Annotated in this window: 24 protein-coding genes, 1 tRNA gene and 1 pseudogene; 14 read left to right on the top strand and 12 right to left on the bottom strand. The window is 66.8% G+C overall.

All coding sequences use genetic code 11. From position 1 onward, the window contains the following. Nucleotides 1-10: 10 nt before the first annotated feature. Genes Q8M13_RS03985 through dapA form a run of 3 tightly spaced genes read right to left on the bottom strand, consistent with a single transcriptional unit; the run spans nucleotide 11 to nucleotide 2093 of the window. Nucleotides 11-754 (bottom strand): GNAT family N-acetyltransferase, encoded by a 744-nt coding sequence (locus tag Q8M13_RS03985; RefSeq protein WP_305298357.1) that lies wholly within the window; start codon nucleotides 752-754, stop codon nucleotides 11-13. After that, nucleotides 754-1209, bottom strand: coding sequence for an SsrA-binding protein SmpB (gene smpB / locus Q8M13_RS03990; RefSeq protein ID WP_293459377.1), 456 nt, complete (start codon nucleotides 1207-1209; stop codon nucleotides 754-756). Before smpB ends, Q8M13_RS03985 begins: the two co-directional genes overlap by 1 nt. Further along, nucleotides 1209-2093 carry a 4-hydroxy-tetrahydrodipicolinate synthase gene (gene dapA, locus Q8M13_RS03995; RefSeq protein ID WP_305298359.1) on the bottom strand — a complete coding sequence of 295 codons (885 nt, stop codon included), beginning with the start codon at nucleotides 2091-2093 and terminating at the stop codon, nucleotides 1209-1211. The genes smpB and dapA overlap by 1 nt, the downstream gene beginning before the upstream one ends. Nucleotides 2094-2219: 126 nt before the next feature. Here dapA and Q8M13_RS04000 point away from each other — a divergent pair, with 126 nt between their 5' ends. Next, a complete protein-coding gene (locus Q8M13_RS04000) occupies nucleotides 2220-4373 on the top strand; it encodes a lytic transglycosylase domain-containing protein (protein WP_305298360.1) in 2154 nt (717 codons plus the stop codon). A 17-nt stretch (nucleotides 4374-4390) separates the two neighbouring features. Here the strand turns inward: Q8M13_RS04000 and Q8M13_RS04005 are convergent, their stop codons facing one another. Further along, the gene (locus Q8M13_RS04005) at nucleotides 4391-5026 is read right to left on the bottom strand and encodes a TetR/AcrR family transcriptional regulator (RefSeq protein WP_305298361.1); all 636 of its coding nucleotides are present in this window, start codon (nucleotides 5024-5026) and stop codon (nucleotides 4391-4393) included. A gap of 192 nt (nucleotides 5027-5218) precedes the next feature. Between Q8M13_RS04005 and Q8M13_RS04010 the strand changes: the two genes are divergently transcribed. The 3 genes from Q8M13_RS04010 to Q8M13_RS04020 are packed head-to-tail and all read left to right on the top strand — an operon-like array spanning nucleotide 5219 to nucleotide 7174. Next, nucleotides 5219-5440 (top strand): hypothetical protein, encoded by a 222-nt coding sequence (locus Q8M13_RS04010; protein ID WP_305298362.1) that lies wholly within the window; start codon nucleotides 5219-5221, stop codon nucleotides 5438-5440. A gap of 49 nt (nucleotides 5441-5489) precedes the next feature. Further along, nucleotides 5490-6392 carry a class I SAM-dependent methyltransferase gene (locus Q8M13_RS04015; protein WP_305298363.1) on the top strand — a complete coding sequence of 301 codons (903 nt, stop codon included), beginning with the start codon at nucleotides 5490-5492 and terminating at the stop codon, nucleotides 6390-6392. After that, nucleotides 6389-7174: an RNA methyltransferase gene (locus tag Q8M13_RS04020; protein WP_305298364.1), complete on the top strand. Its 786-nt coding sequence runs from the start codon at nucleotides 6389-6391 to the stop codon at nucleotides 7172-7174. The genes Q8M13_RS04015 and Q8M13_RS04020 overlap by 4 nt, the downstream gene beginning before the upstream one ends. Nucleotides 7175-7205: 31 nt before the next feature. On the opposite strand, the gene hrpB is transcribed toward Q8M13_RS04020, so the two are convergent. Beyond that, nucleotides 7206-9641 carry an ATP-dependent helicase HrpB gene (hrpB, locus tag Q8M13_RS04025; RefSeq protein WP_305298365.1) on the bottom strand — a complete coding sequence of 812 codons (2436 nt, stop codon included), beginning with the start codon at nucleotides 9639-9641 and terminating at the stop codon, nucleotides 7206-7208. A 175-nt stretch (nucleotides 9642-9816) separates the two neighbouring features. Between hrpB and Q8M13_RS04030 the strand changes: the two genes are divergently transcribed. From Q8M13_RS04030 to Q8M13_RS04050, 5 genes are all read left to right on the top strand, one after another. Next, on the top strand, nucleotides 9817-11364 hold the full coding sequence (locus Q8M13_RS04030) for an amino acid permease (RefSeq protein ID WP_305298366.1): 1548 nt from the start codon (nucleotides 9817-9819) through the stop codon (nucleotides 11362-11364). A 63-nt stretch (nucleotides 11365-11427) separates the two neighbouring features. Continuing rightward, entirely contained in the window at nucleotides 11428-12096 is a 669-nt protein-coding gene (locus Q8M13_RS04035; RefSeq protein WP_305298367.1) for an MBL fold metallo-hydrolase, read from the top strand. Between the two features lie 52 nt (nucleotides 12097-12148). After that, nucleotides 12149-12901, top strand: coding sequence for a response regulator (locus Q8M13_RS04040; protein WP_305298368.1), 753 nt, complete (start codon nucleotides 12149-12151; stop codon nucleotides 12899-12901). Further along, the gene (locus tag Q8M13_RS04045; RefSeq protein WP_305298369.1) at nucleotides 12898-14247 is read left to right on the top strand and encodes an ATP-binding protein; all 1350 of its coding nucleotides are present in this window, start codon (nucleotides 12898-12900) and stop codon (nucleotides 14245-14247) included. The genes Q8M13_RS04040 and Q8M13_RS04045 overlap by 4 nt, the downstream gene beginning before the upstream one ends. A 264-nt stretch (nucleotides 14248-14511) precedes the next feature. After that, a complete protein-coding gene (locus Q8M13_RS04050) occupies nucleotides 14512-14730 on the top strand; it encodes a general stress protein (protein WP_305298371.1) in 219 nt (72 codons plus the stop codon). Here the strand turns inward: Q8M13_RS04050 and egtB are convergent. Further along, nucleotides 14727-16958: an ergothioneine biosynthesis protein EgtB gene (egtB, locus tag Q8M13_RS04055; protein WP_305298373.1), complete on the bottom strand. Its 2232-nt coding sequence runs from the start codon at nucleotides 16956-16958 to the stop codon at nucleotides 14727-14729. The genes Q8M13_RS04050 and egtB overlap by 4 nt on opposite strands. Before the next feature lie 212 nt (nucleotides 16959-17170). Here egtB and Q8M13_RS04060 point away from each other — a divergent pair, with 212 nt between their 5' ends. Continuing rightward, complete coding sequence (locus Q8M13_RS04060; RefSeq protein ID WP_305298374.1) at nucleotides 17171-17707, top strand: sigma-70 family RNA polymerase sigma factor; 537 nt, start codon at nucleotides 17171-17173, stop codon at nucleotides 17705-17707. A gap of 71 nt (nucleotides 17708-17778) precedes the next feature. Beyond that, the gene (locus tag Q8M13_RS04065) at nucleotides 17779-19050 is read left to right on the top strand and encodes a M20/M25/M40 family metallo-hydrolase (RefSeq protein ID WP_305298375.1); all 1272 of its coding nucleotides are present in this window, start codon (nucleotides 17779-17781) and stop codon (nucleotides 19048-19050) included. On the opposite strand, the gene Q8M13_RS04070 is transcribed toward Q8M13_RS04065, so the two are convergent. Continuing rightward, nucleotides 19047-19670 carry a hypothetical protein gene (locus tag Q8M13_RS04070; RefSeq protein ID WP_305298376.1) on the bottom strand — a complete coding sequence of 208 codons (624 nt, stop codon included), beginning with the start codon at nucleotides 19668-19670 and terminating at the stop codon, nucleotides 19047-19049. The two genes, Q8M13_RS04065 and Q8M13_RS04070, sit on opposite strands and share 4 nt — an antisense overlap. A 117-nt stretch (nucleotides 19671-19787) precedes the next feature. Here Q8M13_RS04070 and Q8M13_RS04075 point away from each other — a divergent pair, with 117 nt between their 5' ends. Further along, nucleotides 19788-20543, top strand: coding sequence for a hypothetical protein (locus Q8M13_RS04075; protein ID WP_305298377.1), 756 nt, complete (start codon nucleotides 19788-19790; stop codon nucleotides 20541-20543). On the opposite strand, the gene Q8M13_RS04080 is transcribed toward Q8M13_RS04075, so the two are convergent. The 4 genes and pseudogenes from Q8M13_RS04080 to Q8M13_RS04095 all read right to left on the bottom strand — a co-directional run bounded on the left by Q8M13_RS04080 (nucleotide 20540) and on the right by Q8M13_RS04095 (nucleotide 23032). After that, nucleotides 20540-21424: an alpha/beta fold hydrolase gene (locus Q8M13_RS04080; protein ID WP_305298378.1), complete on the bottom strand. Its 885-nt coding sequence runs from the start codon at nucleotides 21422-21424 to the stop codon at nucleotides 20540-20542. The genes Q8M13_RS04075 and Q8M13_RS04080 overlap by 4 nt on opposite strands. Nucleotides 21425-21507: 83 nt before the next feature. Next, nucleotides 21508-21597: transfer RNA gene (locus tag Q8M13_RS04085), tRNA-Ser, on the bottom strand. A gap of 205 nt (nucleotides 21598-21802) precedes the next feature. Further along, a pseudogene (locus Q8M13_RS20960) lies at nucleotides 21803-21910 on the bottom strand (PEPxxWA-CTERM sorting domain-containing protein); the annotation flags it as partial. A 912-nt stretch (nucleotides 21911-22822) separates the two neighbouring features. After that, on the bottom strand, nucleotides 22823-23032 hold the full coding sequence (locus tag Q8M13_RS04095; RefSeq protein WP_305298380.1) for a hypothetical protein: 210 nt from the start codon (nucleotides 23030-23032) through the stop codon (nucleotides 22823-22825). A 151-nt stretch (nucleotides 23033-23183) separates the two neighbouring features. On the opposite strand from Q8M13_RS04095, the gene Q8M13_RS04100 reads away from it, so the two are divergent. Both Q8M13_RS04100 and Q8M13_RS04105 read left to right on the top strand, forming a co-directional pair. After that, entirely contained in the window at nucleotides 23184-24188 is a 1005-nt protein-coding gene (locus tag Q8M13_RS04100) for an alpha/beta fold hydrolase (protein ID WP_305298381.1), read from the top strand. A gap of 217 nt (nucleotides 24189-24405) precedes the next feature. Next, nucleotides 24406-25929, top strand: coding sequence for an exopolysaccharide biosynthesis polyprenyl glycosylphosphotransferase (locus tag Q8M13_RS04105; protein WP_305298382.1), 1524 nt, complete (start codon nucleotides 24406-24408; stop codon nucleotides 25927-25929). A gap of 3 nt (nucleotides 25930-25932) precedes the next feature. Here the strand turns inward: Q8M13_RS04105 and Q8M13_RS04110 are convergent, their stop codons facing one another. Next, entirely contained in the window at nucleotides 25933-26634 is a 702-nt protein-coding gene (locus tag Q8M13_RS04110; RefSeq protein ID WP_305298384.1) for a sugar kinase, read from the bottom strand. Between the last annotated feature and the right edge of the window lie 23 nt (nucleotides 26635-26657).

Raw genomic sequence — 26657 nt, forward strand, 5'->3', positions numbered from 1 at the left:
GCCCCCTCTGCTACCTGCTCCAGTACAGATACCGCCAGGCGCGCTCGAACCCGACGCCGCGATAGAGCGACCTGGCGCCGGTGTTGCCTTCCTCGACCTGCAGGAACACCCTCTCGATCCCGCGTGCTTGAGCGGCGGCTCCAAGGCCAGCCAGGACGCGCCCGGCAAGCCCCTCCCCGCGCCTGGCCCTATCGGTACGCATGCCGTGGACGCTAGCCCAGCCATGACCGAAGGCGGCCACGCCCACCGCAATGGTCCGCTCGCCCTCGCTGATCCCGCCATAGACGGCGTCGGCCGCCCTGGTCAGGGCTGCAACGCGATTGGCGCCGTCCGCTGGGTCAAACCCTTCACCGGTGAACACCGCCGCCCAGCCAGGACCGGGCGCGCTCGCGACCGGGGCCGGCTCGCCCCGCGCGCCGGCGATCATGGCCAGCGCCGTGCCCGACTTCACAAGGGTCGGTTGCTCTGAGCGGTAGCCGCGACGCGTAAGCTCAGTGCGGACATCTTCCAGGCCCGGCCCATCGGCGATCCGGAAGGCCGGGTTCAGGCCGCGCGCGGCATAGGCCGCTTCGATTTCATCGACGGCCGTGCGATCCAGCGACACCTCATGCCGCAGTGGAACCGCGCTGTTGGCGCGCCGGATCGTGCCGGGGTCCAGGGTGATCAGCCAGTCGCCGATTTCCAGGACTTCGCGCGGCGCGACAGCGGCGGCCGTCGCGCGCTCGATAGCCTCGACGTCGGCGGACGTGACCACTAGCCCTTGTCGCGGAGCAGACGGGCCTTGTCGCGAGCCCAGTCACGGTCGGCGGTCGCCTCGCGCTTGTCGTGCAGCTTCTTGCCCTTGGCGAGCGCGATCTCGAGCTTCGCCAGGCCCTTCTCGTTCCAATAGAGCTTGGTCGGGATGATGGTGCGGCCATCGCGCTGGACTGCGCCGATCAGCTTGTCGAGCTGCTTACGGTGCAGCAGCAGCTTCCGGTGCCGGCGCGGCTCGTGGTTGAAGCGGTTGGCCTGGGCGAAGGGCGGGATGTCGGCATTGATCAACACCACCTCGTTCCCCTCGATCGAGGCGTAGGACTCGGCAATGTTCGCGCGTCCGACCCGCAGCGACTTCACTTCGGATCCGGTCAGCATGATGCCGGCCTCGAAGGTGTCTTCGAGGAAGTAGTCGAACCGCGCACGGCGGTTTTCGGCGATCAGCTTGCCCGCCATCAGATGACGCCAGCTTCTCTCATGCCGTCCAGCACTGCGGCGCGCGACGCCTCGGAGGCCGCCACGATCGGCAGCCGCACGTCTTCCAGGCAGGCGCCGAGATGCGCCAGGGCGAACTTGGTCGGCGACGGCGAGGCGTCGCTGAACAACGACTTGTGCAGGCGGAACAGGCGATCCTGCCAATACAGCGCTGTCTTCCAGTCATCGCTCATGATGGCGTTGTAGAAGGTGGCGCAGAGGTCCGGCGCGACGTTGGCGCTGACCGAGATGCAGCCGTGGCCGCCGTGGGCCATGTAGCCCAGGCCCGTCAGGTCGTCGCCCGACAGCATCACCCAGTCATCCCCGCACTTCAGGCGCTGGACGGTGGCGCGGGTCATGTCGCCGGTGGCGTCCTTGATCCCGACGATGTTGGGCAGCTTGGCCAGGCGAGCCAGGGTATCGTCGGAGATGTCGACCGCCGTGCGCGAGGGCACATTGTAGACCAGCACCGGCAGCTGAACGGCCTCGTTGATCGCCGCATAGTGGGCGTAGAGGCCCTCCTGGCTGGGGCGATTGTAGTAGGGCGTCACCACCAGGGCCGCATCGGCCCCAACGGCCTTGGCGTGCTGGACCAACTCGATCGCTTCGTCCGTGGCGTTGGAGCCAGCGCCTGCGATCACGGGCACACGTCCGGCCGCGGTCTTCACCGTCAGCTCGACGACACGGCGATGCTCGTCGTGCGACAGGGTCGCGGTCTCACCGGTGGTGCCGACGGGCACGAGCCCGTGGACGCCGCCCGCGATCTGGCGCTCGACGAGGGCCACAAGGGCCTGCTCGTCCACCGCGCCGTCGCGGAAAGGAGTCACCAGCGCCGGCATGACGCCCTTGAACAAAGGTTCTGACATGGTCTGCATAAAGCCGTGAAAGCGAGGCCAGTTGTTGCGGCCTCAAGATTTGGGCGGACAATATGGCGGGGCGACCCTGCGCCGCAACATATCTTCCATAATCCGCGAAACCCGGAGTTCCACACCTTGGCTCTCAAGGCCCATAAAGCGTTCCTGACAACGGCTTCGCTCGTTCTGCTGGCGACTGTCGCCCAGGCCCAGCAGGCGCCGAATCAGGCGTCCAGGCCTCAGGGCCACATGCCGTATGAGGCCCCCCGCCCCATCGAGCTGACCCAGACGCCTCCCTCGGCCTACCGTCAAAGCATCGGGCAAGCCGACACCGTGGCGCTGAATTCCGCCCTCGCCTCGGCGAAACGCGGCGACGTGACCGGCGCGCGAAGCGCCATCGCCATGCTCAGCGACCCTATCGCCAAGAAAATCGCCACCTGGGCGCTGGTCGATTCGGCAGGCGACTCGCTGTCGTTCTTCGAACTGGACCAGGCACGCCGCGACCTGGCGGGCTGGCCGCGCGCCGCCTGGCGTCAGCTCGCCACCGAGAAGCAACTGGAAACCTCGGGCCAGACCCCCCAGCAGATCATCGCCTGGTTCGGCGGCGCGGAGCCGCAGACCGCCGAAGGCGCGATGGCGCTGGCCTCGGCCCTCCAGGCCACCGGAAAGTCGAAGGAGGCCGCCGACCTGATCCGCGGGTTCTGGCGCGACCGGCTGTTCGAGGTGGGGCCGCAACGCACCATGCTGGCCCGCTTCGGCGGCATGCTGACGCCGGACGATCACGCCCGCCGCGCCGACATCCTGCTCTATGGCGCGCAGGGACCAGCCGCCCGCGAAATCCTGATCCTGCTGCCGCCGGACAAGCTGCAGGCCGCCCAAACCCGGATGGCGCTGCGTTCAGGCGCTGGCAACGCCAACGAAATGGTCGCCAATCTTCCGGCCAATCTCGCCAACGATCCGGGCATCGCCTTCGAGCGGGCCAGCTATTATCGCCAGCGCAACCTTGAGAGCCTCGCCCTCGCCCAGGTGCCGAAGTTCCCCAGCGACCTGGCGCACGGCGACATGGCCGAGCGGATCTGGGCCGAGCGCTATCGCCTGATCCTCTATGCTCTGCGCAATAGCGACTCGGCCGGCGCCTATACCGCCGCGGCCAACAGCGGTCTGACCTCGGGCGCGCCCGCCGCCGACGCGGAGTTCTATGCCGGGTGGATCGCCCTGACCCGCTTGAAGAACCCGGCCCAGGCCGACATCCATTTCGCCAACCTAGAGCGCATCGGCCAGTCGCCGATCACCCGCGGCCGGGCGCTGTATTGGCGCGGACGCGCGGCCGAAGGTCGCGGCGATCAAGTCGCAGCCCAGGCCTTCTATGGCGCAGGCGCCAAGTACAACACGACGTTCTACGGCCAATTGGCCGGCGAGAAGGTCAATGGCGGACGTCTGGTCCTGGGTTCTGATCCCGTCATCACCCAGGCCGACCGGGCTCGGTTCGAGGCGCGCGACACGGTGCGCGCCGCGCGCTTGCTCTACGACATCGGCAATCGCGACCTCTTCCGCGCCTTCGTGCTGGCGCTCGACGACATCCTGCCGACGGTCGAGGAACAGGCCCTGCTGGTCGACCTGGCGCGTGGCTATGGCGATCAGGACACCTCGATGAAGGTGGTACGGACCGCGGCGCAACGTGGTTTCATCCTGCCGGAACGCGGCTATCCGCTGCGCAATCCGCCGCAGGTGATGGGCGCCCCGGAGCCGGCGCTGACTCTGGGCATCACCCGCCAGGAAAGCGGCTTTGATCCGATGGCGCGCTCAGGCGCCGATGCGCGCGGCATGATGCAACTGTTGCCGGCCACGGCGGCCAGCGAGGCGCGTCGCCTAGGCATGGGCTACGACACCTCGATGCTGTACCAGCCGGATTACAACATGCAGCTCGGCCAGGCCTTCCTCGGCCGGCAGATCAACAACTTCTCCGGCTCCTATCCGATGGCCATCGCGGCCTATAACGCCGGACCCGGTCGCCCCCCGCAGTGGGTGACCTTCTGTGGCGATCCGCGTGGTTCGACTGATCCCATCGACTTCGTCGAGTGCATCCCGTTCTCGGAGACCCGCAACTACGTCATGCGGGTGATGGAGGGCATGCAGGTCTATCGCGCGCGGCTCAACAACGGCTCGGCGCCGATCACCCTGACCACCGACCTGAAGCGCGGCGCCTACGGAACCTATGCCGGTCCTATGAGCGGCCCTGCCCGGCCCGTTTCAGCCGGCAGCACTAGCATGGCGCCGATCCCGAACCCTTAGGGGTTCGGGCGAGGGCCTCAGTCGGCGACCAGGCCGTACATGAGGCCCTCAAGCGTCACCGACAGCAATTCGTCGGCCGGGGCCCATACGAAGTTGGGGCGGTTGATCATCAGATTGACCACGCCGTGGCAGGAGCCCCACAGCGCCTGGGCCGCTGAATCGGCCGTGCCGGCGCGCAGGCGTCCCTCGGCCGCGATCTCGCGGACGACGCCTGAGAATATCTCGTAGCACTCTGCGCCCAGGTCGGCCGTCGCCCCCTCGTCGGCCATCACCGCGGTGACGTGGCGGGCCGACGAAAACACCAGCTCGTAGGCGTTCGGGTGATCGAGCCCCCAGCGCATGTAGGTTTCGAGCATGAGCTTGACACGATTGGCCGCATCCATCGGCTTGGCGGCGATCTCTGCGTTGCGTTCCAGAAGGTGGCGGATCGTGCCTTCGCAGATCTCCAGCAAAATGCAGCTCTTGTCGGGGAAGTGCATGTAGAGCGCGGTGGAGGAGACCCCCACCTCATCGGCGATCTTCCGGATCGTCGCGCCGTCATAGCCTTCGGCGACAAAGATGCGCTCGGCGGCCGCCAGGATCTCAGCCCGACGCAGGTGCCCGTCGCCCTTGGGTTTCCGGGCCGATCGCCTCGTGGTCACTGAAGTGGTCACGGGTTTCCTTCCGAGTCCGAATTATTGCTGAGCGGAAACCAAAACCACGGCTGTGGCAAGTCCGCCCGTAAGAAAGCGAGGCAATTCCATGACTAAGGCCATGCCCTTTGGTCAAGACAGCGTTTTCTTGACGTAGGCGCCAGCTTGAGCGCCAAACTAGCGCTGTCGGGGGACAAGTTGAACGGAGCGACCATGAGATTGCCCGACGACCAACTGCAACGCCTGGCGCTGCACAGCGCTTTCGGATTTCACCTGATCGCCAAATGGATGGCCGGCAGGTCTGACGTCGATCCCGAGATCCGCGACCGACTCAGCGTCCACATCGCGGCGCTGGACGGGGTCTTGTCCGCCAATGGCCACGACTGGATCCGCGACGAAATCGAGGGCACCGAGGCGGCCCTTCACGGCCGCTGACATCCTCGGGGGCTGGACCTCGGCGCGCCGAACCGGCTAGTCGGTGGCCATGAGCAAGCCTGCCCCCGTTGTCGCGGATCTTCCCGGCGCCATGCGCACCACCGGCTGGGCCGATTACGCCCTGCTGGACTCCGGCGGCGGCCGTAAGCTGGAACGCTATGGCCCCTATACTGTCGTGCGCCCCGAACCGCAGGCGATGTGGACCCCGCGCTTGCCAGGCAGCGCCTGGGAAAAGGCCGACGCGGTCTTCAATCCCAGCGACGAGGAAGACGCCGGCAACTGGCGCTTCAAGGGCAAGCCGCAGGAAAGCTGGCCGATGGCCTGGGGCGATGCGAAATTCCATGCCCGCTTCACCGCCTTCCGCCACCTGGCCTTCTTCCCCGAACAAGCCGCCAACTGGGGCTGGTTGGACGAGCGCCTGCGCGCCGCGCCCAGCCAGCCGAAGGTGCTGAACCTGTTCGGCTACACCGGCGTCGCCAGTCTGGTCTGCGCCGCCGCCGGCGCCCACGTCACCCATGTCGACGCCTCGAAGAAGGCCATCGGCTGGGCGCGTGAGAACGCCGCGCTGTCGGGCCTGGAGGACAGGCCGATCCGCTGGATCTGCGAGGACGCCCGCCGCTACGTGCAGCGTGAGGTCCGCCGAGGCTCGCGCTACGACGGCATCATCCTCGACCCGCCGAAATATGGTCGGGGGCCCGACGGCGAAGTCTGGCGTCTGTTCGAAAACCTGCCTGAGCTTGCAGCGCTATGCACTGAACTTCTTTCGGAAAACGCGTCCTTCCTGCTGCTCAACGCCTATGCCGAGCGGATATCCGGCGCGGCGCTCTCCTCGCTTCTGGCCTCGAACCTCCAAGATCGCGGCGGCAGCATCGATTGGGGTGAACTCACCCTGGTCGAGGACAAGCAGGACCGGCAGATCGGCATGTCCTTCTATGGCCGGTGGGCGTCATGAACCGCGCCGTCACCTCGCTGACCAATCCCACCGTCAAGGCGGTCCGCGCCCTGCACCTACGCAAGGAGCGCGAGGAAACCGGGCTGTTCGTGGCCGAAGGGCTCAAGATCGTCACCGACGCGGTCGAACTTGGCCATGCGCCGCGCATCCTGATGTACGGGCAGGACGCCCACAGCCACCCCCTGCTCCGCAGCGCCATCGAGGCGACCCGGGCCGCGCGCGGCGAGGTGATCGAGGTCACCCACGACATCCTGGCCAAGGTGTCCCGCCGCGATAACCCTCAAGCCGTGGTCGGGGTGTTCGCCCAGGTCTTCACACCGCTGGCCGAGCTGAATCCCGACGCAGCCCCCTGCTTCGTCGCCCTGCACAGGGTGCGCGATCCAGGCAATCTGGGCACCATCGTGCGCACCGCTGACGCCGCCGGCTGCGGCGCGGTGATCCTGGTCGGCGAATGCTGCGACCCGTTTTCGGTCGAGGCCGTGCGCGCCACCATGGGCTCGATCTTCGCGGTTCCGATCGTGCGCGCCACCGAAGCTGAGTTCGCCGCATGGCGCTCTTCGTGGCCCGGCTCGGTCGTCGGCACCTTGCTGACCGCCGACGTCGACCACCGCCAGGCGACCTACGCTAAGCCCGCCCTGGTGCTGATGGGCAACGAGCAGCAGGGCCTCACGCCGGACATGGCCGCGCTCTGTGACGTCAACGTCAAGATCCCCATGCGCGGCCGCGCCGACAGCCTGAACCTGTCGGTCGCCACCGGGATCATGATCTACGCCGCGACTTAACTCCTCGCCCTCTCCCTCGGGGACAGGAACCTCAAGTTCCGCGCGGCTTGGCGCGGGCGGTGGGCGCGGTGTTGGCGGGGTCCTCGGGCCAGACGTGCTTGGGATAGCGCCCGCGCATGTCGGAGCGCACATCCTTCCATGATCCGCCCCAGAAGCCCGGCAGGTCCTTCGTGGTCTGGATCGGGCGATGACCAGGCGACAGCAGCGACAGGGTGAGCGGCACGCCGGCGACCCGGGGATGCTCGGTCAGGCCGAACACCTCCTGGACGCGCACATCCACGCGCGGTCCGCCCTCGGCGGCGTAGTCGATGGCGAAGCTGTTGCCGGTCGGCGCGGTCCAGCGGGCCGGCGCGGTCGATTCCAGCCGTCGCTGCTGCTCCCACGGGACCAGCGCCCGCACCGCGCCGTCCAGCACGTCAGGCTTGAGGGCCGTGAGCGACCTTACGCCGGTCAGCAGCGGAGTCAGCCAATCATCCACCGCCTCGATCAAGGCGGCGTCGGACAGGTCGGGCCAGTCCGCGCCTTGCGCCCGCAGGAAGGCGCCCCGCTCCCGAAACGACCGGGCCGCTTCACCCCAAGGCAGCTTGGCCAGCCCTTCGTTCCGCACGCGCGCCGCCAGCGCCGAGGCGATCATCGCCGGGTCGGGTTTTTCGTCGATCTCCTCGCGCACCGTCAGCCGACCCAGCCGGGTCAGCCGCTTGCCGCGCAGGCGTCCACCGCCGCTCTCCTCGAGCCGATCCTCCGTCTCCAGTTGCTGGGAAAAGGCCGAGATCAGCTCAGCCTCATCCAGCGGCGCAGCCAGCAGGATGCGATCGCGGCGATCACCGCCGCCAAGCTCGGCGATGGCCAGCCATTTTTCCCGAGCCAGGGCGTCGGTGGGCTCGACGAAGGCGCCGCGTCCCGTCACGAGCTGGAACTCGCCCGACCCGCCGCGCGCCTTGGCGATGCGCTCCGGATAGGCGAAGGCGAGCAGCATTCCGTCATCCAGCGCCTCGCCTCGGCCGGGCTTTCCAGCCAAGCCGGCCCAGCGCTCGGCGAGCGTGCGTGCGTCGCGGGCGCGCGTGGATCGATCGCGCTTGAAGCCTTCGAGGCGGTGGCGGAGGTCGGCGTCGCGGCCGCCAAGGTTTCGCTCCGTCACCAAGGCGGCGATCTGCGCCGCACGCGGCGCCTGGCCGGTGGCGGCGGCCTTCAGCACCATGTGGGCCAGGCGCGGCGCCAGGGGGAACTCGCTCAGCGCCTCCCCGTGCCCGGTCAGCACGCCGTCCTCGGTCAAGGCCTCCAAGCGCAGCAGCAGGCTTCGCGCCTCGTTGAACGCCGCGCTCGGCGGCGGGTCGAGGAAGGCCAGGTCGCTCGCATCCTTCGCGCCCCAGCGCGCCAGATCGAGCGCCAGGCCCGATAGATCGGCGTCGAGAATTTCCGGATCGGCGAAGGCCGGCAGCGCCCTGGTCTCGGCCTCGTCCCACAGGCGGTAGGCGACGCCAGGCTCGGTCCGCCCGGCCCGGCCGCGTCGCTGATCGGCCGCCGCCCGGCTAACCCTGACGGTGGCGAGCCGGGTCAGACCGCTGGCGGGATCAAACCGGGGCACGCGCGCCACGCCGGAATCGATGACCACGCGCACGCCTTCGATGGTCAGGCTGGTCTCGGCGATCGATGTGGCGAGCACCACCTTGCGGATCCCAGCCGGCGGCGGCGAGATCGCCTGATCCTGTTCGGCGGGGTCCAGCGCGCCATAGAGCGGCGCGATCCGCACATCGGGTCGGCGCACCCGCTCGGCCAGCATCTCGGCGGTGCGGCGGATCTCTCCCTGCCCCGGCAAGAAGACCAGGACGCTGCCGGTTTCCTCGGCCAGGGCGCGCTCGACCGCGCGAACAGTGCGATCTTCCAGCCGCAGCCGGTCGTCGCGCCCAAGGTATCGGGTCTCGACGGGGAAGGCCCGGCCCTGGCTCTCGATCACCGGCGCGTCGCCGAGCAATCGGGCGACCGCGGCGCCGTCCAGGGTGGCCGACATGACCAGGATACGCAGATCATCGCGCAGCACCCCCTGGGCGTCGCGCGCCAGCGCCAGCCCAAGGTCGGCGTCCAGACTACGTTCGTGGAACTCGTCGAAGATCACCGCCCCGACGCCTTCCAGGCTGGGGTCGCCCAGGATCATCCGATTGAAGACGCCCTCGGTGACCACCTCGATTCGGGTCCGAGCCGAGACTTTCGACTGCATGCGGACCCGGTAGCCGACGGTTTCGCCGACTTTCTCGCCCAGGGTCTTGGCCATGCGGTCGGCGGCGGCGCGGGCGGCCAGGCGGCGCGGCTCGAGCATGACGATCTTACGGCCCGCGAGCCAGGACGCGTCCAGCAGTCGAAGCGGTACGAGCGTGGTCTTCCCTGCCCCCGGCGGGGCGACGAGAACCGCCTCGGTGCGGGCGGTCAGCGCCGCCTGCAGCGCAGGCAAAATATCCTCAACGGGAAGCATGCCGTGATCTAGCCGCGCCTGCATGCTGCGCCAAGCGGTACGCTCGTCCCGCAGGCGCCGTGTTTCATGCAAACCAGCGTCGTTGCTTGGCGCTTGACCGCACGGTTCCTAAGAGGCCACGTAGCGTCAAAGCATGACCGAGCGGCGGGGGCCGCCGGATTCTCCTGGAGGAAATATGTGGCGAGTTAAATCGCTCGACGCGATTCTGGCGACCGCAGAAAAGAAGTCGCTGCAACGCTCGCTGGGCCCGTTCCAGCTTACGATGCTCGGCATCGGCGCCATCATCGGTACTGGTATCTTCGTACTCACCGCCGAGGCCGCCCAAAAGGCCGGGCCCGGCATGATCGCGGCGTTCATTATCGCCGGCTTCGTCTGCGCGGTCGCCGCGCTCTGCTACGCTGAAATGTCTTCCATGGTCCCGGTTTCCGGGTCCGCCTACACCTACAGCTATGCGGTCATGGGCGAGATGCTGGCCTGGATGGTCGGCTGGGCGCTGATCCTCGAATACGCGGTGGCGGCCGGCGCCGTCTCTGTCGGCTGGTCCGGCTATGTGGTCGGCTTGATCGAGAACGCCTTCCATATCGACATCCCCAACGCCCTGGTGCTCGGCCCCATGGACGGCGGCATCGTCAACCTGCCAGCGGCCATGATCGCCCTGGTGGTCACCGCCCTGCTGGTGGTCGGCACCAAGGAATCAGCGACCGTCAACGCCTTCCTGGTGGCGATCAAGGTCTCGGCCCTGTCGCTCTTCTGCATCCTGGCGCTGCCGGTGATGAAGATGGAGAACTTCGAACCGTTCGCCCCGCTCGGCATGGCCGGGATCTCCGCGGCGGCGGCCTCGATCTTCTTCGCCTATGTCGGGTTCGACGCGGTCTCGACCGCGGCCGAAGAGACCAAGAACCCTCAACGCAACATGCCTATCGGCCTGATCGGCTCGCTCGGCATCTGCACCATCTTCTACATCCTGGTCGCCATGGGCGTCATCGGGACGGTCGGCGCTCAGCCGGTGATGGACGCCGCGGGCGCGGGCCTCCGCCCCGGCAGCGCCGAACTCACGGCAGCCTGCAAGCTCGTCGGCGACACCCACGTGGTTTGTTCCAAGGAAGCCTTGGCCTGGACCCTGCGTGAAATCGGCTGGCCGCAAATCGGCAACCTGCTCGGCCTGGCCGCCGGTCTCGCCCTGCCTTCGGTCATCCTGATGATGATGTTCGGCCAGACCCGCATCTTCTTCGTCATGAGCCGTGACGGCCTGTTGCCGGCTGTCTTCTCCAAGGTCCACCCGACCTTCCACACCCCCTATGTGATCACCATCATCACCGGCGTCTTCGTGTCGCTGTTCGCGGCGTTCTTCCCGGTCGGCGTGCTTGCCGACATCTCGAACTCCGGGACGCTGTTCGCGTTCGCCATGGTGGCCATCGCCGTGTTGGTGCTGCGTCGCACCGATCCGCACCGCAAACGCCCCTTCCGCACGCCGGCGATCATCGTCGTCGCGCCCTTGGCGGCGATCGGCTGCGTCTACCTGTTCTTCAGCCTCTCGATGGAAACCAAGCTGCTGTTCGTGGCCTGGGCCGCGATCGGGCTGGTCGTCTACTTCCTTTACGGCTACCGCCGCAGCCACGTTGGCCTTGGCGTCACCGAGGTGCCGGAACTCGACCCCGATGCGCCTCCCGGGCCCGTCGCGCCGATGCCCGGAGCGCCCGCTCCCGGCGATCGCCAGCACTAAAATGGAAAGGCCCGGGTTCGCCCGGGCCTTTTCTTATGGCGCGTCAGGGCCGATGTTGGGGGCATGCAAGCCGAGCCTCCCATCCGCGCCCTGATCGCCCCGGTCACCCCGCTTCAGCAGAACTGCACCATCGTCTGGTGCGCCAAGACCCTGAAGGCGGCCATCATTGATCCCGGCGGCGAGGTCCCGCGTCTGATCGAGGCGCTGAAGTCCCAGAACCTGACGCTTGAAAAGATCTGGATCACTCACGGGCACCTGGACCACGCCGGCGGGACGGCCGCGTTGAAAGCCGCCTTCAACGTTCCAATCGAGGGGCCCCACCCCGACGACGCCTTCTGGATCGACGAAATGGAAGCCTCGGGCGCCAAGTGGGGCATGCCGGAAGCGCGCACCTTCACGCCGGACCGCTGGCTGCAGGACGGCGACAAAGTGACGCTCGGCGAGACCGAGTTCGAGGTCTATCACTGCCCCGGTCACACGCCGGGTCACGTCATCTTCTTCCATCGCCAGGCGCAGTTCGCACAAGTCGGCGACGTGCTGTTCCAGGGCTCCATCGGCCGCACCGACTTCCCGCGCGGCAACCATCAGCAGCTGATCGACTCGATCACCGGCAAGCTCTGGCCGCTGGGCGACAATGTGCGGTTCGTGCCAGGTCACGGCCCGATGTCGAGCTTCGGCCAGGAGCGCCGAACCAATCCCTATGTCGCCGATCAGGTCCTGGCCGGCGCCTGATGCTTTCAATCGTGAAATCTGAGCGTTACGCGAGCGCGTAAAGATGCCCCGGATGGAAACGCGCATCGAACAGTCCGCCGCCTCTGCGCAGAGCGCACCGGCCGGCGCCCGCATCCTGATGGTCGATGACGACCCCGGGATCCGTGACGTTGTCTCCGACTTCCTGGGAAAGCACGGCTACACCGTCGAAACCGCCGGCGACGCCCGCGAGATGGAACAGGTGCTGGAGCGCGGCTCGGTCGATCTGATCGTGCTGGACGTCATGCTTCCGGGCGAGGATGGCCTGGCGATCTGCCGCCGCCTCGCCGTCGGCGAAGGCCCGCCGGTGATCATGCTGTCGGCCATGGGCGAGGACACCGACCGTATCGTCGGCCTCGAGCTCGGCGCCGACGACTATCTCTCCAAGCCCTGCAATCCGCGTGAGCTTCTGGCGCGCGTGCGCGCCGTGCTGCGCCGGGCCGAGCATCGCGGGCAAAACGCCGGGGTCGGCGCTGGCTGCGAGTTCGCCGGATGGCGGCTCGACCTCGTGCGCCGCGAGCTGCGTTCGCCTGAGGGCGTGGTGGTGAACCTGTCATCGGGCGAGTTCTCGCTGCTGCGCGCCTTCGTGGAGCGCCCGCAGCGCGTGCTTACCCGCGACCAGTTGCTGGAGTTCGCGCGGGGTCCGGATTCGGAGGCGTTCGATCGCGCGATCGACGTCCAGATCAGCCGCCTGCGCCGCAAGCTGGACGATGGCGGCGGCCAGGACCTGATCCGCACCATTCGCAATGAAGGCTATATGTTCACCGCCAAGGTGAAGCGTACATGACGCCGCCTTGGTCGGGGCGGCCGACGGCATCGCTGTTCGGCCAGCTCCTGGCCCTGATCGGCATCAGCTTGGCGGCGGCGCAGGTCATCAGCCTGATCCTGCTGTTCAACCTGCCTCCGCCTGCGCCCGATTTCTATCGCATCAGCGAGATCGTCCAGGCGTTCAACGGAACACCGCCGGCCTTCACCGAGCGTCGACCTTTGGTGATCAAGACGGTCGATAACGCCCCGGCGATGGTGATCGACAGCCGGATGACGCCAAAGATCCGCAGTCAGCTGGCTGAGGCGCTGCACGTCCCCATCGAGCGAGTGGTGATTTCGTCCGCCTCGCGCTTTCCGGTATCGGACCGCCGCGTATTCCGGGTGATCCGCGACCGCATGGCCCGGGACGGCGGCGAGCAGGAAGAGCACTTCCTGATCGCGCCGTTCGATGTCGCGGTCCAACAGGCCGACGGCCGCTGGCAGATCGTCCGCCCCGAACGCGGCATCGGACTGGATCCTTGGCAGCAACGGATCGTGCTGCTGTTCTTCCTGTCGGCCCTGGTGATGGCGCCCGTCGCCTTTGTCTTCGCCCGCCGGCTATCCGCCCCCATCCGGTTGTTCACCGACGCCGCCGAGCGGCTGGGCCGCGACCCTCGCGCTCCGCCGCTGTCGCTAAAGGGGTCGGCGGAGATCAACGTCGCGGTGAAGGCGTTCAACGACATGCAGGAACGCCTGCGCCGCTACGTCGAGGATCGCACCGCCATGGTGGGAGCCATCGCCCACGACCTGCGCACGCCACTGACCCGCTTGCGGTTTCGGATCGAGAACGTCCCGGAGGACGTGCGGGTCAAGATGGCGGCCGACATCGACCAGATGGAGGAGATGATCTCCGCGGCCCTCGCCTTCGTCCGCGACACCACCCGCGACGGCGAGCGCACGCCGCTGGAACTGTCCTCGCTGCTCGAAAGCCTGTGCGACGAGATGGCCGAGACCGGCGCCGACACCCAGGTCGAACTTGGGGAAAAGGTGGTTCTGCATGGCGATCCGCTCGCCCTGCGGCGCCTGTTCACGAACCTGCTGGAGAACGCCGTGAAGTTCGGCGGGCGCGCCAGGGCCCGGATCTATAGCGACGCGACCAGCGCGATCGTGGAAATCGAGGACGACGGCCCGGGAATTCCGACCGAAGAGGTCGAGCGGGTGTTCGAGCCGTTCTACCGTCGCGAGCCCTCCCGCAGCCGCCAGACCGGCGGCATTGGCCTTGGCCTAGCCGTTGTCCGCTCCATCGCCCGCGGTCACGGCGGCGACGTGACCTTCGTCAACAGGCCCGGCGGCGGCCTGACCGCCAAGGTTCAACTGCCGATTTGATTTTCGCCCGTCGAAAGCCGGACGACTGCCAAGGCGGCGGTTACGCCGTCGCGGTTTCCCTAGCGTTTTCGGGGCCTGGCGAGATGATTCTCACCCCAGGCCTCATTTGCCCCTCGGCTCAAGCCGGCTGCGTTGGGCTAATAGCCGCAGGCTCAATCTCATTTTCCGCGCAACCACCGCTACGTTTGGCGAGTTTGCTTGACCGTAACGGAAGCAGCGGCGTCACCGCCCTCCCCCGACGGTTGACGCAAAGAGGAGCCGCCCATGGATCTTGATGCCAACGCCAAGCCGAAGTCGCGTCGCGGTTTCGCCGCCATGAACCCGGAACGTCGCCGTGAGATCGCCCGCAAGGGCGGCGCCAGCGTGCCCGGCGAGAAACGCAGTTTCGCCAAGGACCGCGACCTCGCCGCCTCAGCCGGGCGTAAGGGTGGAGAGTCTTCGCGGGGCGGCGGCCGCACCCGCGGCGAGCGTCTGGAGAGCTAGGCTCTCAGAAGCACCATTGCGAAGCTTGGAGCGGGGCTTTCCCAGCAGCGTTCCAGCTTCCAACCCGCCTGACCGGCGAGTTTCTCGAAACCTGCCACGGTGAACTTGTAGGAGTTCTCCGTATGGATGGTTTCGCCCGCGGTGAACGCGAAGCTGTGGCCCGCCACACCCACGATCTGGTCCTTGCAGCTGACCAGATGCATCTCGACGCGGCTCTCGACCGCGTTCCAGATCGCGCGATGCTCGAACGCAGCCAGATCGAAGTCTCCATCCAGTTCGCGATTGATCCTGCTCAGCAGGTTCAAATTGAACGCCGCGGTGACGCCCTGGGCGTCGTCATAGGCCGCGACCAAGGTCGCCTCGTCCTTCGCCAGATCCAGCCCAACAAGGAAGCCGGCCCCCGGGCCTAGCAGGCGCTTGGCGCCAGCCAGGAAGGCCACCACTTCGTCTGGCTTGAAATTGCCGATGGTGGAGCCAGGGAAGAAGCCGACGCGCGGCAGCCCCTCCGTCTCGCTGGGCAAGGCCAGCGCCGTCGTGAAATCATCGACCAGCGGCGCCACACGCAAGCTCGGATAGTCGCGCGCGATGGATGCGGCCGCGGCGTCCAGAGCTGACTGACTGATGTCGATGGGCACGTAGACGCCAAGCTGCGGCGCGGCGTCGAGCAACAGCCGCGTCTTCGTGCTGGCGCCGCTGCCGAACTCGACCAAGGCGGCGTCCGTCGGGATCGCGGCCGCCATCTCCGGCGCCTGGTCCTTCAGGAGCGCAAGCTCAGTGCGGGTTGGATAGTACTCCGGCAGCTCGGTGATCTCTTCGAACAGCCGTGATCCCTCGGCGTCGTAGAAGTACTTCGCCGAAAGCTCCTTCTGAGGCCGCGAGAGGCCCGCCAGGACATCGTCCCTGAAGCTGTCGTTGGCCGGCGACGCCGACGCGCGTTCAGGCCCCGCGTCCCACGCCAATCGGAGCCCGGAGAACATCCAGCGCTGATGGGGGTAGAAAAAGTTGCGATAGCTCGCCCGCACGTGTCCATCCGGGGTCACACAGCAACCGCCGCGCAGCACCATCTGGCCGATCATGAACTTGCCGTTGTACTCACCCACCGCCCCGGCCGCCGGGTGGAAACCCGGATAGGGCGCGTAGGCGCTGCGGGTCCATTCCCAGACGTCGCCGAACATCTGGCGCAGGCCAGGACCAGGTGCTGCGGCGGCGGGCCCTAACTGGCCTTCGTCCAGAAGGTTGCCGGTCGTCGGCAGACCCACCGCGGCGTGTTCCCACTCGGCCTCGGTCGGCAGGCGCGCGCCCGCCCAGGTCGCATAGGCGTCCGCCTCATAGAAGCTGATGTGCGTCACCGGCGCATGCGGCGCGACCGCGCGGCGGCCCTGCAACGTCATGGCCAGCCAGCCGCCAGGACCCTCTTCCCAGTAAAGCGGCGCGGTCCAACCTTCGGCCTGCACCCTAGCCCAACCTTCGGCGAGCCAAAGCTCGGGTCGGCTGTAGCCGCCGTCAGCCATGAACGAGAGCCATTCGCCGTTCGTCACCAGGCGATCGGCCAGGCGATAGGGCTCCAGGAACGTCTTGTGGCGCGGGCTCTCGTTGTCAAATGCGAAGCCGTCGCCGTTGTGTCCGATCTCGACCAACCCGCCATCGAATGCGACCTGAACGACCTTGCCGGGATCGCGCCCGACGGGCAGCGCCGGGGCCGGCGCATAGGCGGGCTTCAGAGGCGATTGGGCGAAGAGGTGGAGGATATCCATCAGGATCAGTTCCTGATGCTGCTCCTCATGCGCCAGGCCAAGATCCAGCAACTCGGCGAAGCCTTCGCAGCCTCCGTCGAGCAGCACCGCCATCGCATCATCGACGTGGGCGCGATAGGCCAGCACCCGATCCAGCGACGGCCGGGTCAGCAAGCCGCGCTCCGGTCGTGGCTGACGCGGTCCCAGCGCCTCGTAGTAGGAATTGAACAGATACGCGAAGGCCGGATCAAACGGCGCGTAGCTGGATAGTCGTGGTCCGAGCAGGAAAGTCTCGAAGAACCAGGTCGTATGGGCCAGATGCCATTTCGCCGGACTCGCGTCAGGCATCGATTGAGCCAGTTGGTCCTCGGCGGACAGATGGCGCGTTAACGCCAAGGTGCCCTGACGCACCCTGCGATAGCGGGTCACAGCCTCGCGCGCGCGGGCCGCTCTAAATGGGGCCGGGGCCAAGCCCTGCTCGTCATGTGACGCCATTCGCCGTTCCATTCGTTCATGAGATCGTGAGTGTCGTCGTCCGTGCCGCTGCCGCCGCCGGTCCCCCGCCAAACGCCGCAACCAAAACGCAGTTCCGGAAATCTGGGGTGTCCGCGGCCGATCGCAAGCCGGAACGGTTGGATCAAGGACGCGTTGAGAAACTACCGAAACGCGAAATTCCCCTCCGAGGCGAGGCGCGGACCGAGGCCAGCATGAGCGAAGACAGCGATTGGCGCAGCGAGGTCGTGGCGATGATCCCGGCCCTGCGGGCTTTCGCCTGGTCCTTGTGCCACAACGGATCGGACGCCGATGACTTGGTGCAGGACACTCTCATCAAGGCCTGGACCAACCGCGACAAGTTTGAAGTCGGTACCAATCTTCGAGCTTGGCTGTTCACCATTCTGCGCAACACCTACTACACCCAGGTGATCCGCCGCAGACGTGAAGTTCGCGACGAGACCGGCGAGTACGCCAACAATCTGAGTTCGCCGCCCACCCAGGACTGGAGCGTCGCCATGCGCGCGCTGCAAGCCGGCTTGGCCCGACTGCCCGACGAACATCGCGAGGCCCTGATTTTGGTCGGCGCCGCGGGTCTTTCCTATGAGGAAGCGGCCGAGATCTGCGGCTGCGCGCTGGGCACCATCAAGAGCCGGGTGAACCGGGCGCGAGCCCGGCTGCTCAAGATCATGGACGCCGACGAAGCCTCCGACGTAATGGCCCTCGATCTTCCAGAGGCCAGCCGGGCCTAGGCCGGAAGCGCTCTAGCCGCCCCCTCCTCCACCGCTACTATGCGGCGACTCAATTTCCGACCGGATAGTCCATGCCCCGCACCCTTCCCGCCGTCGTCGCCCTTGGCGCGCTCCTCGCTTCGCCGGCCCTGGCTGCGCCAACCCATGACGTCGGCAAGATCGTCGCCAGCCCGGCCTTCAAGACCGCGGTGGCGACCCTGGATCGGGAGCATGACCGCACGGTCGCCGACATCATCACCCTGACGGAAATCCCCGCCCCGCCGTTCAAGGAAGAAGCGCGCGGCAAGGCCTATAGGGCGATGCTTGAAGCGCACGGCCTGACCAATATCGAGATCGACTCCGAGGGCAATGTCATGGCCCTGCGCAAGGGATCAAAGCCTGGTCCCGTGGTGGTGGTCTCGGCTCACCTGGACACGGTGTTCCCTGAAGGAACGGACGTGAAGGTGCGCCGCGAGGGAACGAAGCTCTACGCGCCGGGCATCGCCGACGACAGCCGGGCCCTGGCCGTCCTGCTGGCCTGGGCTCGCGCGCTGGACGCGGCCAAGATCCGCACCGAGAGCGACATCCTGTTCGTGGGCACGGTCGGCGAGGAAGGAGCCGGCGACCTGCGCGGCGTCCGGCACTTCTTCAACGAGGGCAAATACAAGGACCGCACCAAGGCGTTCTTCTCAGTAGACGGCATCGATCCCAGCCAGATCACCCACATCGGCGTCGGGTCCAAGCGCTACCGCGCCACCTTCAAGGGGCCCGGCGGCCACAGCTATGGCGCGTTCGGCATCGTCAACCCGATGGCGGCCATGGGCAAGGCCGTCGCCGACCTCTACACCATCGAGGCGCCGACCAACCCCAAGGTCACCTATTCGGCCTCGATCACCGGCGGCGGGACCTCGGTGAACGCCATCCCCGACAAGGTGTTCACCGACTTCGACATGCGCTCAGCCGACGCCGGCGAACTGGCCAAGCTGGAGACCCGCTTCAAGGCGATCATGGACGAAGCGGTGGTTCATGAGAACAAGGCCCGCTCGACGCGCTTTGGCGCTGTCAGCGTCCAACTGACCTCCATCGGCGACCGCCCGGCCGGCCAGACGCCGGCGACGGCGCCGCTGGTCGCCAACACCGCCGCGGCGGTCACGGCCCTCGGCTTCACGCCCAGCTTCAACGCCTCGTCCACCGACGCCAATGCGCCGATGTCCAAAGGCATTCCGGCCATCACTATCGGTTCAGGCGGAACCGGCGGGCGGGCGCACTCGCTCGAGGAGTGGATCGACGTCGAGAAAGGCGCGAGCGTGCGCGGGATGAGCGTCGGGCTAGCCGCAGTCCTCTCGGCGGCCGGCGTCGACTAGCGCCCAAGCATCGCCAGCACGCCCTTGAACCAGGTCGTGATGCTCTCCCAAAGCCCCGCCAGCCAGGACTTGGGCGTCGGGGGCGGTTCGGGAACGAACCAACTCGGGGCGGCCGGCGGCGAGCAGTTCATGCGCATGCCGACCCCTTTGAGATAGCCGCGCCGGACGGAGCCCGCCTTCACCGCCGCCTCGACCTGCTTGCGATGGTGGTCGGCGCCGGTGAGCTTGCGCACCCAGCCGCGAAACGGCAGCACGTCCTGGCTTTCGCCGCGCACTCCGGCGACCGCCGCGGCCTTCGCCTGGGCGGCGACCTTCTGGGTGCGCGTGCGGTTGTCCGGCGGCGGCGCCTCGTCCAGGTCGGGGCCGAGAGCCGCGTCGAGTTTCCCGATCTCGGCGGCTATGGCCTCGCACCGCGGCAGATCCTTCACGTCATAGGGATCGGCGACCGCCCTCAACAACACGTCCGGAATATCGGCCTGCTTGATGTTCAGGTCTTCGAGCGGCGCCGTCACCGCCCCGCGAAACCCTTCGTCACGCTGGGTCGTGCCGCGATCGGCGGCGCTCGCCGAACCGGCGAGCAGGAGGAACAGCGGCGGGAGAAGAAACTGGATCTGACGCATCGGCGGCAATCTACCCTCGGCGGCGCGGCTTGGCCTGCGGCTTATTGCTCTGAGAAGGCGCAGCGGAACGGCCGCCCGGCCGCTTCGTTTCCCAAGGGAGCGAATGGAGATCACGCCATGGCCAACCGCGACCATCACCCAGCAGATCCGCGCAGCGAAAGTCGCTGGCGCGAAGCCGAACGCCGCGAGGAGCGGCGCGCCGATGATCGGCGCAGCTTCGGCGAGGAAGGTCGCTTTTCATCCGATCAGGCCCGCTACTACGGCGCCGAGCCGCGATCCTACGGCCCCTACGCCACCCACCACGTGCACGCCGAGCGTCCGCCCTGGCGACGCGCCCGGTTCGATCCGGCTGGTCCGGAGCCCGGCCCCAACCTGCCGCCGGACTACGAAGACGCCCTCACGCGGGGCTATTACAGCCTTGAGGGACCGCATGGCGGGCAGGAATACGGCATTGAGGCGCATGGCTACCGCGAATCCCTGCCGCGCCAGCACAAGCATCGACCGCGCCACCAGCGCGCCCCGTCCGGTTACGAGGACGCCCCCTATGGCGATCAGCCGTTGGATCGGCGGGACCTCGGGGTCCGTGAATTCGGACCGCCGGCCGACTATGCATACCATCCCCACGCCGACGCCGAATTCGATCCCGACTATCTAGCCTGGCGCGACGAGCAACTGCGCAGCCATGACCAGGACTACGCCGCCTGGCGGGCCGAGCAGCACCGGAAATATGACGCGGAGTATCGCGTCTTCCGCGGCGCGCGACAGGACGAGTTCGGACGGAGCTTCACTGATTGGCGGATCCAGCGCGACGCTCAGGACCCGTTGAGCGCGCCGGCAAGCGAAGGCGAGCCGCCGCCCGAAGACAAGGTCTAGGCGGCCACCCTCTTCAACCAGGCCAGCAGGTCGGCGACGACTTCGGCTCGATTGGTCTCGTTGAGCATCTCGTGACGGCCGCCCGGATAGATCTTGACCTCAAGGTCCTCGATACCCGCCGCGACGTAGCGATCGACCAGTGGCTTGAGCAGCGTCAGGTCCTGGTTGATCGGATCCTTGTCGCCAACGAACACGTAGATCGGCAGGGCCTTCGGTATTTTCGCGATCTCGGCGCCGTCCTTCAGCCGCGCCGCTACCCGCGCGAAGCTCGCGGCGTTGTCAGTATGGCGGGAGAAGCCGCAGAGCGGGTCGGCGATGTAGGCGTCCACCTCCGCCTCGTCCCGAGACAGCCAGTCATAGGGGGTGCGCGGCTTGGCCTCGCCTACGCCGATTTCGTCCAATCGTTTAGCCGGGCCGCTTCTGTCTCCGAACGCAGCCGTGCCCGACAGGACCAGGCCATCGATCTCGTCGCCATGATCGAACACGTAGGCCTGGGCGAAAAAGGATCCGAGGCTATGCCCGAGCAAGACGAGAGGGAGGCCCGGCTGCTCCGCACGGGCGATCGCATTAAGCTGAGCGATATCCTCGACCACCCGCTCGGCGCCGGTCTCACCGAAGTCGCCCAGCGACTCCTTGCTGGCTGCGGTGTAGCCATGTCCGCGGTGATCTTCGGCGTACAGGATGAAGCCGTCGGCCATGATCGGGGCCAGCGCAGCCGGGTATCGCCCCGCATGCTCGCCCATCCCGTGGGCTATCTGCAGAATAGCCTTGGGCTCCACGCCGGTCGCCGCCCAGCGATAGGCCGCGATGGACGCCCCGTCCGCCGCCTCGAAGCGGAACTTCCGCTCGTCGATGTCCATGATGCCTCCCATGCTTTGCATCGCATGATCCCGACATTGCCGGACCAAGTCGACAAGCATCCGCGATCCCCGGCCCGGAGAAGGTTGCTCAGAAAGGGAGAAATTGGCGGTGACGCAGGGATTCGAACCCTGGATACGCTTTCACGTATGACGATTTAGCAAACCGTTGCCTTCAGCCACTCGGCCACGTCACCAGTGTTTTTACGGGTTGTCTCCCGTCCGGTAAGGCCCTCCGCAGTCTTTCGACAGCGAGCGGTCCAAATCGGGTCGCACCTCATAGCCGAAACTATATGCCCGGAGCAACGGGGCGAGAGCGATTAACCCACAGAACCTGTGGCCAGGCACAAAAACGCCGCCCGTCTTGCGAAGGGCGGCGCGTTCGTTTTCACCTTTTGGGTCTTAGGCGACCGCGAGCGCTTGCTTGCGGCGCGCGCTGCGAACCATCGAGCCCGCGCTGCCGAAGCCGATGATCATCATCGCCCATGTCGCCGGTTCCGGAACCGCCGAGATGGTGATGTTGTCGACGTAGCCGCCGAGCGAATCATTCGTCCCGACCGCCGAGAAGCTCAGGATGTCGCCGGAGTTCACCGAGAAATTGGCGCCGTAGGTCTGCCATTGCGTCTGCTGCAACGGGCCGCCAGTCACGGTGAGCGGCGGGTTCAACAGTTGGCCGTTCAGCAGGATGGAGATGCCGTTGCTATCAGCCGACACGTTGGGGCGCGGCGAGTACAGGAAGCTAAGGTCTACGCGGCCGGTGTAGCTGAACGTGTAGTACATCGAGCTGTTGGCGGTGCTGTCGAGCTCGACGAACTTCAGCCCACCGTTCGCGGCCGGAGCGCCGGCGACATTGTTCTGAACTTCGATCCCGGCCACGCCTGAACCGTAACCGTCACCCTTGGTCCAGCCATCCGCCGTATTGACGATCACATAGCTGTTGGAGCCGACGGCGATGTCTTCGAAGGTCGACTCGAGCAGGACAGTGGCGGCCGAGGCGGTACCGGCCGTCAGCAGCAGAGCCGCCGCAGCAGCGCCCGCCAAAACTAGATTACGCATGAAAACCCCACGATGATGGAAGATCGGCGCTATTCCAACGCCGTTACGCCAACTGCGCTGCTAGTTAACACCCCGTCAACCATGCAACCGCGTCTCGCCAAGCTTTTCAGATACGAATTGCAACGCAGGCCGCTTTTTTCGCGCGCAGGGGGAATTGCTGAGATTTCGCCCCGGATTCGTGGGTCCCGCACGCAGCTATCTAACCGCAAGTCGAAGATCGACGCTGGGCACAAGTCTTGCTGGTCAGATCATTGCGAGACACTCGCGCACCAAAACGAGCCCATCGTCTCGTGCGCGCAGCCGGCCCAACAGGCGCCGGCGAAAAGCGAGGGGGCGCTCAGCGGGCGCTCCCTCGCTGACTCTCATCTAGGTTTGCGGTTTGTTATAGCGTCGGTTCGCGCGCACCGCGTCCAGGCTCTCCGCATAGGCGTCGAGGATCCATTTGCGGGTCGCCATCTTTTCCTTGCCGGACTTCGAGAGGGATATGCCTTCCACGTCCGCGATGCACTCCATGAGCCGGTAAGCGACGTGTTCCGGCGAATTTTCGCCGGCCTGTAAAACAGAACGATCGACCACTGCACCCTCGACTTGCTGAATACCAAACCGCGGACCGCTACATTCGCCCGCTCGTTGAGGCTGAACCCCAAAAGGCGCCACATTGAGGCGAGTATAGTTGCCCGACTTCATGCATCTGCATAGAGATGCCTCCACCCACCCGGGGCTCAAATTGACGTTAAACAGGCCTCTGACTTTCGTCATCGCGCTCAGCCTGGCACTGCTGGACAGCGGCGCCTTAGCGAGGACGCAGCCCAAGGCCAGCGAGGCCTCCGCCCAACCGGGCCAACTCGCACGCCTGCCCGATGGGCGAGCGCTGAACTTCCGCTGTTCAGGAAAGGGCTCTCCGACCGTCATCCTGGAAGGCGGCTATGCTGCGACCTCGCTCGCCTGGACACGTGTTCGAGCTCAGGTCGAGCGCACCAACCGCGTCTGCACCTATGATCGCGCCGGCTACGGCTTCAGCGATCCTGGCCCCCTGCCCCGTGACGGCGCAGCCATAGCTCGCGACCTCGATCGGGGACTTCGCGCGGCGCGCATCAGCGGCCCGTTCGTCCTGGTCGGGCATTCGGCAGGCGCGCTTTACGTGCGGCTGCTGTCCAATCGTCGGCCGCTGGAAGTTGTCGGCATGGTCCTGGTCGATCCCTCCGTCGAACATCAGGACACGCGCTTCGCCGAGGTGTTCGGGCCGGGGGCTGGCGGCGTCGCGCCCATCAGACGCAAGGCGGCCGCCTGTCTCGAGGCTGCGGAACTCAAGCAGCTCCCCTCGACCGTGGCCGGTCTCCAAAACTGCGTCGCCAAGCCTCGGCCTGACCAGCCGGCCAAGGTGACCGCCGCGCGCCTGGCCGAAAGCTTGCGCGCCTCGACGTGGCGCACGCAGGTCTCGGAGCTCGACAGCCTCTGGCCAGCGACTTCGGACCAGATCGCCGCGGGCCGCCAAACCTATGGCGACATGCCGCTCATCGTCCTTACCGCCGATGGAACCTACGCCAACGCGGCGCCGGCCCAAGCGCTCTGGCAGAACCTGCATGAAGAGCTGGCGGCGCGGTCCTCGGCTGGCGTCAACCGGGTCGTCGCAAACAGCTCACACATGCTCATGAACGAGCATCCACAAGTCGTGGCCGCCGCGATCGCTGAAGTGTCCGCAACCGGCCGACAAAGCTCGCCGTCGCGATGAAAAGACCGACCGGAGCGGTAAACATCCTCGTCGCGCCGATTGTTGTTTGCTTACAATCGGATCACATGAACGGCTTAACCGCCCCTCTTCGAGGGCTCAGCCAGCCGAGTTCGCAGGAGTTGTGCGAAACCTGTAAGCCCATCTTCGTCCGTGTTAACTGCTCGCATAGAGCCTGCGTGACAATGTCGCGGAGCATAGTCGCATCTGCCGGTCCCAAATGTCCTCTCTCGCCGACCTGAAGCCGAACGCTCCGCCCGAACGCCGCGCCCGGCGTCAGGGCGATGCGACGGCTGGCGCGTGGGTGGAGCCGGGACGCGATCGGCGCGGCCCGCTGCGCCCCTCCCGCCTGACGCCCACCCGGCTACGCCTGTCCGGCCGAGTGCTGACGAGGTTCTTCCAGGGCGGCGACGCACTGGCCCTGGCTGGCGGCGGCTTCCTGGCCGCCTCCCTCACCCACGGCGCCAACGTCTTTCTGATCTATGGCAGCGCCGCGGTGGTGACGTTCGCCAGCCTGCGGCTGTTTGACTGCTACAAATTCGGCCGACGTGAAGACCTGCCCACCCACCTCATGCGGGTGACGGTCTGCTTCGCGGTCGCGGTCGCCATGTGCTTTGCGCTGCTGACTCACTTCGTCGGCGTCCTGATGCTCGCGGCCGCGCTCGGCGTGTGGACGCCCATGGCCTTCCTGACCGTAGCGGCCGCGCATGGCGTTTGGTGGCTGAACGTCAAGCGATGGCGCGCGAACGGCCGTCTGACCCCCAATCTCGTCATCGTGGGCGCGACCGGCGCGGCGGAGCGTCTGATCTCGGCCATTCTCGAAACCCGGGAAGCCAACGTCCTGGGCGTTTTCGATGATCGTATCGCCGAGGCTCCGCCCGAACTGCACGGCGTGCCTCTGCTCGGCGGCACAGACGAACTGCTTGCGCACCGGATCATGCCGTTTGTCGACAGGATCGTGCTGACCGTTCCCACGGGCGCGCGCGAGCGGATTCACAATCTGCTGGAACGGCTGGCGGTCCTGCCAAATGAAATCACCCTGCTGCTCGATCAGGACGGCGAGCACGACGAAGCCCAGGCCATCGACCGGATCGCCAACATTCCTCTGACCCGGATCTCCGGGGACCAGATCAATCACGGCAAGGCGATAACCAAGCGCCTACAGGACATAGTTGTCGGCTCGATCGCTCTGTTCGTGGCCGCGCCCATCATGCTGCTGGTTGCGATCGCGGTGAAGCTGGATAGCCCTGGCCCGATCTTCTTCCGCCAGCGACGCCATGGCTTCAACAATGAAGAGATCGTCGTCTGGAAGTTCCGCTCGATGCGGTTCGAGGCCTCCGACGCCAAGGCCGCGCGCCAGATCAGCACCGACGACGACCGCGTGACCAAGGTCGGCCGCTTCATCCGCAAGACCAGCCTGGATGAACTGCCGCAGCTTCTGAACGTGTTGAACGGCGAGATGTCTCTCGTCGGCCCCCGCCCCCACGCCATCGGCATGAAGACCGGCGATGTGGAAAGCTCGCGCCTGGTCAGCGAGTACGCCCACCGCCACCGCATGAAGCCCGGCATGACCGGCTGGGCGGCGATCAACGGCTCGCGCGGCGCGGTGGATACTCCAGAACTGGTTCGCAACCGGGTCGCCCTCGATGTCGAGTACATCGAGCGCCAGTCCTTCTGGCTCGACCTCTACATCATGTTCATGACCGTGCCCTGCCTGCTCGGCGACTCCGACACGGTGCGCTAGGCGCTAGGGCCGCGCCGGGCTCAGAAACCCTGGCGGCTCGACGACGCCGCGATTGAAGAACAAACCCGCCACATTGCCGCCCGCGGCCATCACCGCATCGCGCATGCGCGCCGGCGCCCCGACATCCGGCTGGTCGGCGGCGACCACCAGCACAGTTTGATCCATGAACGGCGAAACGGTCAGCCCCGCGCGCGAGCGTTCCGGCGAGGGGCCGTCGACGATGACCAGATCGACGACGCGTCGCAGGCTGTCCCAATAGTGGCCGGCAGCCAGCACATGGACGCCCTGGCCTGCAGCCAGGCACTCGCGCTGAAACCTCGTAACCCACCATCGCGCCGCTCCGACGCGGTGGGCGGCCAGGTACTGGGCGTCTGGCCGAACCTCACCAGCCGCGGTCTGAGCCTGCGGCTGGATCGTAAAGAACATCGAGCCATCCGGGCTGGCCTGGGCCGGCTCCGAGAGCGCGCCATAGCGCGCAGCCCCATCGACAATGGCTGCATGTTGGGGCGCGGCGATCAGATCCAGGTCCACCAGCCACACCGATCGGCCTGCGCGGCGGGCGGCGAACAGCGCCAACTCCCGCGCCACGGTGGAGACGCCCTCACCCCGGCGCGCGGCGGTGATCTGGACAACCCGCCCACGGCCGGAGACAGACGCCCCAAGGGACGCCCACAGCTCTGCCATCTCGGAGCTCAGATCGACCATGTCCCCGAATCGTCGTGCGTCCA

The sequence above is a fragment of the Phenylobacterium sp. genome (assembly GCF_030681155.1).
GTDB lineage: Bacteria > Pseudomonadota > Alphaproteobacteria > Caulobacterales > Caulobacteraceae > Phenylobacterium.

Coding starts and splice junctions, on each gene's coding strand:
- Q8M13_RS04045 (WP_305298369.1), top strand. CDS start 12,898: ATGACGCCGCCTTGGTCGGGGCGGCCGACGGCATCGCTGTTCGGCCAG.
- Q8M13_RS04020 (WP_305298364.1), top strand. CDS start 6,389: ATGAACCGCGCCGTCACCTCGCTGACCAATCCCACCGTCAAGGCGGTC.
- hrpB (WP_305298365.1), bottom strand. CDS start 9,641: ATGCTTCCCGTTGAGGATATTTTGCCTGCGCTGCAGGCGGCGCTGACC.
- Q8M13_RS04010 (WP_305298362.1), top strand. CDS start 5,219: ATGAGATTGCCCGACGACCAACTGCAACGCCTGGCGCTGCACAGCGCT.
- Q8M13_RS04050 (WP_305298371.1), top strand. CDS start 14,512: ATGGATCTTGATGCCAACGCCAAGCCGAAGTCGCGTCGCGGTTTCGCC.
- Q8M13_RS04065 (WP_305298375.1), top strand. CDS start 17,779: ATGCCCCGCACCCTTCCCGCCGTCGTCGCCCTTGGCGCGCTCCTCGCT.
- Q8M13_RS04075 (WP_305298377.1), top strand. CDS start 19,788: ATGGCCAACCGCGACCATCACCCAGCAGATCCGCGCAGCGAAAGTCGC.
- Q8M13_RS04105 (WP_305298382.1), top strand. CDS start 24,406: ATGTCCTCTCTCGCCGACCTGAAGCCGAACGCTCCGCCCGAACGCCGC.
- Q8M13_RS04080 (WP_305298378.1), bottom strand. CDS start 21,424: ATGCAAAGCATGGGAGGCATCATGGACATCGACGAGCGGAAGTTCCGC.
- Q8M13_RS04060 (WP_305298374.1), top strand. CDS start 17,171: ATGAGCGAAGACAGCGATTGGCGCAGCGAGGTCGTGGCGATGATCCCG.
- egtB (WP_305298373.1), bottom strand. CDS start 16,958: ATGGCGTCACATGACGAGCAGGGCTTGGCCCCGGCCCCATTTAGAGCG.
- dapA (WP_305298359.1), bottom strand. CDS start 2,093: ATGTCAGAACCTTTGTTCAAGGGCGTCATGCCGGCGCTGGTGACTCCT.
- Q8M13_RS04030 (WP_305298366.1), top strand. CDS start 9,817: ATGTGGCGAGTTAAATCGCTCGACGCGATTCTGGCGACCGCAGAAAAG.
- Q8M13_RS04035 (WP_305298367.1), top strand. CDS start 11,428: ATGCAAGCCGAGCCTCCCATCCGCGCCCTGATCGCCCCGGTCACCCCG.
- Q8M13_RS04040 (WP_305298368.1), top strand. CDS start 12,149: ATGGAAACGCGCATCGAACAGTCCGCCGCCTCTGCGCAGAGCGCACCG.
- Q8M13_RS04110 (WP_305298384.1), bottom strand. CDS start 26,634: ATGGTCGATCTGAGCTCCGAGATGGCAGAGCTGTGGGCGTCCCTTGGG.
- Q8M13_RS04015 (WP_305298363.1), top strand. CDS start 5,490: ATGAGCAAGCCTGCCCCCGTTGTCGCGGATCTTCCCGGCGCCATGCGC.
- smpB (WP_293459377.1), bottom strand. CDS start 1,209: ATGGCGGGCAAGCTGATCGCCGAAAACCGCCGTGCGCGGTTCGACTAC.
- Q8M13_RS04070 (WP_305298376.1), bottom strand. CDS start 19,670: ATGCGTCAGATCCAGTTTCTTCTCCCGCCGCTGTTCCTCCTGCTCGCC.